Origin of the sequence: Marinobacter goseongensis (assembly GCF_023156235.1) — a bacterium.
Lineage (GTDB): Bacteria > Pseudomonadota > Gammaproteobacteria > Pseudomonadales > Oleiphilaceae > Marinobacter > Marinobacter goseongensis.
This window is the reverse complement of record NZ_JAKZAI010000001.1, coordinates 111,100-118,461: the sequence shown is the minus strand read 5'-3', so window position 1 is coordinate 118,461 and position 7,362 is coordinate 111,100. Positions and strand designations below refer to the sequence as shown.

9 protein-coding genes are annotated in these 7,362 nt (G+C 58.7%); all 9 read right to left on the bottom strand.

All coding sequences use genetic code 11. The features are described 5' to 3' along the window. Positions 1–84: 84 nt before the first annotated feature. The gene (ybgF, locus tag MLC70_RS00590) at positions 85–855 is read right to left on the bottom strand and encodes a tol-pal system protein YbgF (RefSeq protein WP_248181025.1); all 771 of its coding nucleotides are present in this window, start codon (positions 853–855) and stop codon (positions 85–87) included. A 25-nt stretch (positions 856–880) separates the two neighbouring features. Continuing rightward, on the bottom strand, positions 881–1,450 hold the full coding sequence (gene pal / locus MLC70_RS00585; protein ID WP_248181024.1) for a peptidoglycan-associated lipoprotein Pal: 570 nt from the start codon (positions 1,448–1,450) through the stop codon (positions 881–883). A 38-nt stretch (positions 1,451–1,488) separates the two neighbouring features. Beyond that, a complete protein-coding gene (tolB, locus tag MLC70_RS00580) occupies positions 1,489–2,826 on the bottom strand; it encodes a Tol-Pal system beta propeller repeat protein TolB (RefSeq protein ID WP_248181023.1) in 1,338 nt (445 codons plus the stop codon). 17 nt (positions 2,827–2,843) lie between these two features. Then, positions 2,844–3,869 carry a cell envelope integrity protein TolA gene (gene tolA / locus MLC70_RS00575; RefSeq protein ID WP_248181022.1) on the bottom strand — a complete coding sequence of 342 codons (1,026 nt, stop codon included), beginning with the start codon at positions 3,867–3,869 and terminating at the stop codon, positions 2,844–2,846. 21 nt (positions 3,870–3,890) lie between these two features. Beyond that, complete coding sequence (gene tolR, locus MLC70_RS00570; RefSeq protein ID WP_248181021.1) at positions 3,891–4,337, bottom strand: protein TolR; 447 nt, start codon at positions 4,335–4,337, stop codon at positions 3,891–3,893. 40 nt (positions 4,338–4,377) lie between these two features. Then, positions 4,378–5,070 (bottom strand): protein TolQ, encoded by a 693-nt coding sequence (tolQ, locus tag MLC70_RS00565; protein ID WP_345799523.1) that lies wholly within the window; start codon positions 5,068–5,070, stop codon positions 4,378–4,380. 24 nt (positions 5,071–5,094) lie between these two features. After that, positions 5,095–5,544, bottom strand: a complete 450-nt coding sequence (locus tag MLC70_RS00560; RefSeq protein ID WP_248181020.1) for a YbgC/FadM family acyl-CoA thioesterase — start codon at positions 5,542–5,544, stop codon at positions 5,095–5,097. Beyond that, positions 5,537–6,565 carry a Holliday junction branch migration DNA helicase RuvB gene (gene ruvB, locus MLC70_RS00555; protein ID WP_248181019.1) on the bottom strand — a complete coding sequence of 343 codons (1,029 nt, stop codon included), beginning with the start codon at positions 6,563–6,565 and terminating at the stop codon, positions 5,537–5,539. The genes MLC70_RS00560 and ruvB overlap by 8 nt, the downstream gene beginning before the upstream one ends. Positions 6,566–6,722: 157 nt before the next feature. Continuing rightward, positions 6,723–7,355 (bottom strand): Holliday junction branch migration protein RuvA, encoded by a 633-nt coding sequence (gene ruvA, locus MLC70_RS00550; RefSeq protein ID WP_248181018.1) that lies wholly within the window; start codon positions 7,353–7,355, stop codon positions 6,723–6,725. Between the last annotated feature and the right edge of the window lie 7 nt (positions 7,356–7,362).

Here is a 7,362-nt window from a genome sequence, read left to right as displayed (position 1 = left end):
AAACGAGGCGCATATAGTAATGATTTTTGGGCGCTGATCAACCCCTTTTGTTCGGGTTTCTCAACATTCTTTCAAGACTGGTTATTAACTGTCCGCTGAATCGAGATACTTTTGCGCCAGTTTGGCCGCGTTCGACTCCGGATAGTTGCGCACCACCGATTCCATGCGACTTTTCGCTTCGTTTTTCTCGCCTAAACGGTCAAGGGCAACGCCCAGTTTGTAGACCGCGTCCGGAGCCTTGCGATGGTCGGCATAACGGGTCGCCACAATGGTAAAGGCCTGCTTGGCCTGCTCAAGCTGCGGCTTGACCAGATACACCTCGCCCAGCCAGTAATAGGCATTCACCGACAGATCCCCCTCCGGGTACTTGTCGACGAAATCGTAAATCCGGTTGATGGCTTCGTCGTACTTCTTGTCTTTATGAATCAGGTCCTGAATCTGCTCGTACGCCTTGCGCTCGTCCGCTTCCGGCTGACGGTAGACCTTGGCGGCGGGCCGCTCCACGCTGGCAGAATCCGATGCTGCGCCCTGTTCGGCGGAGCTTGTTGCAGACGACGCTTTTTCCGAGAGTTCCAGAATCCGCTGATCAAGATCAATGTACCGGTCTCTCGACTGGCGGGTCAGTCGATCAATCAGGTTACGCTGTTCCTCGACTTCTCCCTGAAGCCGGCGAACCTCACCCTGCAATTGTTGGATCATGTAAAACAGCTCGGCGTTGGCCTGGCTGTTCCCGGCATTTTTTCGGGCTTCAGACGCGCTGTCCTGAAACACCGGAGTGGCAGATTGCGCCAGCGCGCCTCCCACTGGCGCAAACGCCAGCGAGAGGGCAACTGTCGCCATGAGCATGTGTCTCATGGGGGGTCCTGTTGCTGTTTAGCTGTTACTCGAAAACGAGTTCAACACGGCGATTCTGGGCCAAGGCACTTTCATCAGAGCCCATCACAGCCGGCTTTTCTTCACCATAGCTTACGGTTTCCATTTGTCCGCGGGAAGCACCGTTCACGATCAGGAACCGCTCAACTGCGTTGGCTCGTCGCTCGCCCAGCGCCAGGTTGTATTCCTTGGTGCCACGCTCATCCGCATGACCCTCGAGACGAACCTGCTGGTTGGGGTTGTTTTCGAGGTAGCGGGCATGGGCGACCAGCACTTCCCGTGCTTCCGGCTTGATTTCCGCCGTATCAAAGTCGAAGTAGAAGGTGGTGATGTTGCGCATCGCTTCCTGTTCCGCCCGCTCCTCGCGTTCACGGAGCTCTTCGTCGGTCAGGTCAGACGAGGACACACCATCACGGTCGCCGCCGCCGTATACGGTGCTGCCACCATCCTGATCCACCGCCTCGACGTCGGAGCCATAAGCGCCGTCTTCCATGGTATCCCCGGTGGAGCTACAGCCGGCAACCAGGCCAAGGGAAAGTACCATTGCAAATGCTTTCTGATGAGCTGTGATCTTCATAACGTTTCCTTCCTATTGGTTTACTGCTTTCAGATGAATTAATGCAGAATCGGCGACCAGGCCGGCTCTCTCACATCGCCTTCGGACGCCGGCAGGCTGTAGGCTGCCCCGCCGTCCGCCGAAATAACGGTCAATACACTGTTTCCACTCTGCTTGGTCGCGTAAATCAGCATGCGGCCGTTCGGTGCCACGCTTGGAGACTCGTCAGATTCGGTGCGGGTGAGGACCGTTTCCTCTCCGCTTTTGAGATTTGTCCGCGCGATGTGAAACGCCCTGTCACGCTGATGCACGTAATACACGTACTTGCCTTCGTTATCCGGCCGCGGTCGTGCGTTGTAGCGACTGCCAAATGTGATGCGACGGGGATCTGCGTTCTCACTGGACTTGTGGTAGATCTGGGGGCCACCAGACCGGTCTGAAGTAAAAAAGAACCCATTGCCGGTGTGATCCCAGCTTGCCTCGGTATCTATGGACCAGTGATTGGTCAGTCGCTTGAGATTCTTGCTGGCGATGTCCATACGGTAAATCTCGGCGTTGCCATCTTTGGACAGCGTCAACAACAGCGAGCGGCCATCGTCTGACCACGCTGGCGCCGAGTTGAGCCCCCGAAACTCGGCAATGCGGGTGCGGTTGCCAGAGGCCAGTTCGTGAATGAACACCGCGGGGCGCCCGGTCTCGAACGATACGTAAGCCAGCTTTTCACCATCCGGCGACCAGGCGGGCGACAGAATGGGCTCTTTGCCCTCCAGCCGGACCCGAGCGCGCTTACCATCCACGTCACTGACCTGCAGGCGGTAGCGAGGCTCTCCGCTGGCACGATCCAGGGTGACGTACGCCAGCTTAGTGGAAAACGCCCCCGGCACCCCGGTGATGGCCTCATAGACCTTGTCGCTGATGTGATGCGCCAGCGTGCGCATGTTGTTTGCGCTCGCACTGGCCGAAGACCCCAGAATGCGTTCCTCGCGATTAACATCAAACAGCTCGTAGCGGGCCTCAACCCGGTCGCCGCTGCGGCTAAGCTGGCCCACCAGCACGTAGCGCTGTCCCAGCAGTCGCCAATCGCGGAAATACATCTCGGAACGTTGTGAGGGCAGGCTCAGCATTTTTTCCGGCGCAAGCGTGTTGAATTCGCCGCTCATGGTCAGGTCGTCCTGAACGATGCTACTGACCTTGTCACTGGAAGGAATGCCACCGCTCTCGGCAAAGGGCACCACTGCAACAGGAATCGCCGCATCAGCACCTTCTGTGATCCGGATGGTGAGCTCGGCCGACGCCGGGCCACTGCCAAGTACTGCGCATACAAAGAAGGCACACACCAGCTGGCATGCGTAGCGGATGCGCGATGTTTTTCCGGGTGTTCTGGTCCGATTCGTCATCAGCTTTCCCATTTTCCTTATTGCAACCGCCGTGGATTGAATTCGATTGTGAACTGGCGGAAGTAGCGCTCAAACGTGTCCCGGTCATCCGGAATCGGATAACGACTGAGCGATTTGACTGCCCCGAGGGCAGAATTGTCAAAAGCCGTATTACCGCTGCTGCTCACCAGTTTGACGGCCTGCAGTTCACCGGTCGGCAGCAAGGTGATCTGCAATCTTGCCGTCATGTCCTCGGTGGCAGATGACGGGGGATACCAGGCCTGGCTCAGCCGCTCCCGGATCAACGCCTGATACTTCTCACTCTCCGACATCATCCGCGCTTCCCGGGCTTTGGCTGCAGCCGCTTCCTGACGTCGCCGCGCCTCAGCTTGCTGCGCCCGATCCGCCTCTTCCGCCAGCGCTTCGAGCTGCTGCTCACGCAGGCGCCGTTCCGCCTCTTTGCGCTTCTGCTCAGCTTCACGGCGAGCCTGCTCTTCACGCTCGCGTTTCTCGGCTTCTTCCCGCTTCCGACGTTCCTCTTCCTGCTTGCGGCGCTCTTCTTCGGCCTGTCGGGCCTCTTCCTGACGCCGCTTCTCCTCTTCCGCCCGCTGCCGCTCGCGTTCCTTTGCCTCAGCCTCGGCCCTCTGGCGTGCGGCCTCTTCCTCGCGGGCTTTCTGCTCTTCACGCTTCCGTACCGCTTCAGCCTCTTGCTGCTTGCGCTCTTTTTCCTGTTCTATCCGCCGCGCGTCTTCCCTGGCCTTCTCTTCTTCTGCCGCGCGGCGCTCAGCCGCTTCCCGACGCTGCTGCTCTTCCTGATCACGCCGCCGCTCCTCGTCTCGATCCGGCTGCTCCCGCTCTTCAACCACCGGGCTTGGCTCTGGCTGTTGCTGAGTAATGAGCCGCGCGGCAATACTCTGCGGCTGCGGCTCATCCCGAGGCGTACTCCAGGACCACCCGGTCAGAGCCACCACCACAATGAGACCGTGCAGAAGCAGTGACAAGGCAACGGGAGATTTCCAGGGTTGCTGCCCGGTACGGGTTACATCACGATCCTGACCTGTCACAAAAACCTGCCCGCTTTATGCTCAGTTTTCGGTGGATGGTGCTTCGGTGATCAAGCCGATGCTGGTGGCGCCGGCACCCTGCAACTCAGCCATCAGCCGAACAACTGTGCCGTACTCGACGTGCTCGTCACCACGCACCAGCACTTCCCTGGCACTGCCGACGGACAAAATTTTCGCCACCTGTGTCCGAACCTCACCCAGAGACATGGGATCGCTGTCTTCGTCGCCCACTTCCAGAAAGTAGGCACCGTTAGAATCAACCGAGACAATGATCGACTCCACGTCCTTGTCGGACTGGATGGGATCCGAGGTGGTTTCCGGCAGATCGACTTTGACACCCTGCGTCAACATCGGCGCCGTCACCATAAAAATAATCAGCAGTACCAGCATCACGTCGATGTAGGGCACCACGTTGATTTCCGACATTGGCTTCCGGCGGTTCGCCGGCATCATTCCCATGCCTTTCATGCCTTGTCTCCCCTGGCCGCTCTACGCAGACTGCCCGCTGTCATGCGGCGGATGACTGCTCGCTGTTATGCACACGGCGATGCAGGATGCTTGAGAATTCGTCTGCGAAAGTTTCATAGTTCTTCAGAAACGCATCCGACATGGCAGAGAACCGGTTGTAGGCGATCACTGCTGGTATGGCCGCAAACAGGCCCATCGCGGTCGCGATCAGCGCCTCGGAGATCCCCGGTGCGACAGTAGCCAGAGTTGCCTGCTGCACCTGAGCCAGACCACGGAAGGAGTTCATGATGCCCCATACTGTACCGAACAGGCCGATGTATGGACTGGTGGAGCCCACCGTTGCCAGAAACGGCAGCGACGCTTCAAGGCGCTCCTGCTCTCGGGAGAACGCAACCCGCATGGCCCGCTGAGTGCCCTCCATAACCGCATCGGCATCTCGGCTCTGCTGGCGCAGGCGGGAGAATTCCTTGAAACCGGCACGGAACAGGGACTCCATGCCTGAAAAAGGCGTGGGGTCGCTGTTCACTTCCCGGTACAACTGCCCCAGATCCATGCCGGACCAGAACCGTTCCTCGAACGCGAGCTGTGCCTGACGGGCCTTACGGAAAACCTGAAAACGCTGAAAAATGAGCGCCCAGGACACCACGGAAGCCAGAACCAGTAACAGCATGACCAGCTGTACCAGCACCCCCGCGTTAGCGATGAGATACCAAACAGAAACTTCTGACTCCACCTTCTACTCCTGGCTTGTTCCGGTTTACAGTTGGTTGTCGTGAACCCGTTCCAGCAGTTCACGCATGTTGTCCGGCAGCCTCCTCGGCCGCCCACTATCCAACGCCACACAGGCTACCCGCACATCGGCGGACGCCAGCAACACAGCCTCGTCTGCCGATTGGACGTTCCTGAACACCCGCTGGCGAAAATCCATCCACACCCGCCCGAAACCCACCGGCTCAGCGGTGACCAGCAATTCATCATCTAGCTTCGCCGGCACGGCATAGTGAATCGTCAGGCGCTGGACCACATAACTGATGTTGTCGGCCAACCCGGCCCTCAGACCGATTCCACAGGCCCGCACCCATTCCGTTCGGGCGCGCTCCATGTAGTGTAGATACCTGGCATGAAATACGATGCCTCCGGCATCCGTGTCTTCGATGTACACCCTGACCGGCAGCTGGAACGGTTCGGCGAAGTCCTGCTCAGTCAAACAGATCCTCCTTTCCTGAGCGTGCCGGCACCGCGCCAAAATGCTCGTAGGCACTGGAGGTCACCATCCGCCCCCGCGGCGTCCGTACCATGAACCCCTGCTGAATAAGAAAGGGCTCCAGCACGTCTTCAATGGTGCCTCGCTCCTCGCTGATGGCCGCCGCCAGACTTTCCACGCCGACCGGACCACCATCAAATTTCTCGATCATTGCCAGCAGCAACCGGCGGTCCATGTGATCGAAGCCTTGGTCGTCCACCTTCAGCATGTTCAGTGCCCGATCCGCAATACTGTCACTGATGCGACCATCCGCTTTCACTTCGGCATAGTCACGCACCCGCCGGAGCAGGCGATTAGCAATTCGTGGCGTGCCCCGCGAGCGCCGGGCAATTTCATAGGCACCCCCCTCGTCGATGGCCACGGAGGAGAGCCGCGCAGACCGCAGAATAATATGGGTCAGGTCAGCCGTGTTGTAAAACTCCAGGCGCTGGACAATACCGAAGCGATCTCTCAACGGCGACGTCAGCAACCCCGCTCTCGTGGTCGCCCCCACCAGGGTGAAGGGCGGCAGGTCCAACTTGATAGAGCGGGCGGCGGGTCCCTCACCAATCATGATATCCAGCTGGTAATCTTCCATCGCCGGGTAGAGCACCTCCTCTACCGCCGCACTAAGGCGGTGAATCTCGTCGATGAAGAGCACATCGCCCTCCTCCAGATTCGTCAGCATGGCTGCCAGGTCGCCTGCCTTCTCCAGCACCGGGCCCGACGTTGTCTTGATCGCGACACCCATCTCGTTGGCGATGATGTTGGCCAACGTGGTTTTCCCCAAACCCGGCGGCCCGAAAATCAGTACGTGGTCCAGTGCCTCTTCCCGCCCCCTCGCGGCGGAGATGAAGATATCCATCTGCTCTCGCACCGCAGGCTGGCCGACGTACTCAGATAACAACGTTGGCCGGATGGCACGATCCTGCACCTCTTCGTATTGCCCACCCTGGGCTGAAATCAGTCGATCAGATTCAATCATCGCGTTACCCGGGCTCTCAACCCCACTAAAAACCCCAACTTCATGGCTGTACAGTGTTTTCGGGATCAAGGAACCCCAATTGTACAAACGCCTCTGTGGCTGTCACGTTACGCTCTATACAGATTCGGCGCCAGACAGGTCGTAAGTTACGTCAGATTCATCCGGCAGGAATCATATTGCGCAACGCAAGACGGATCAGGTTTTCCGATGACATACCCTCTTCCGCCACCTTGCCGATCGCCCTGGTGGCCTCCTGAGGCTTGTAACCGAGGGCAATCAGAGCAGCTTCGGCCTCATCCCGCGGGGCATGGCTTGAAGCCGGCACAACGGCTCCAACACCCTTGTCTCCTGTCGCTGCCGACGACAGGGGCACAAACTGCCCCTCAAGTTGCCCTATCCGATCTGTCATTTCAATAAGCAGGCGTTCCGCCGTTTTTTTACCCACACCAGGCAGTTTGACCAGCGAATTGGCGTCACGGGCTTCGACACAACGGATGAATTGATGGGCATCGAGCCCTGACAGGATCCCGACCGCCAGTTTTGGCCCAACGCCGTTAACGCGGATCAACAAGCGGAACAAATCGCGATCCAGCCGCGACGCGAACCCATACAGGCTCTGGGCATCTTCGCGGACCGCGAAGTGAGTGTGCAGGGTGATTTCCTCTCCCGGTTCCGGGAGGTGGAAAAAGGTGGTGAACGGAATATCCACTTCGTAACCCAGCCCGGCGCACTCAACCAGCGCCTGACCCGGTGACTTTTCCACAAGTGTGCCTCGAATTCGGCCTATCAACGGGTTA

What these genes read in the sequence shown, in the direction of transcription:
- ruvB (WP_248181019.1), bottom strand. Translation starts at nt 6,565, where the DNA reads ATGATTGAATCTGATCGACTGATTTCAGCCCAGGGTGGGCAATACGAA.
- tolB (WP_248181023.1), bottom strand. Translation starts at nt 2,826, where the DNA reads ATGACGAATCGGACCAGAACACCCGGAAAAACATCGCGCATCCGCTAC.
- pal (WP_248181024.1), bottom strand. Translation starts at nt 1,450, where the DNA reads ATGAAGATCACAGCTCATCAGAAAGCATTTGCAATGGTACTTTCCCTT.
- ybgF (WP_248181025.1), bottom strand. Translation starts at nt 855, where the DNA reads ATGAGACACATGCTCATGGCGACAGTTGCCCTCTCGCTGGCGTTTGCG.
- tolR (WP_248181021.1), bottom strand. Translation starts at nt 4,337, where the DNA reads ATGAAAGGCATGGGAATGATGCCGGCGAACCGCCGGAAGCCAATGTCG.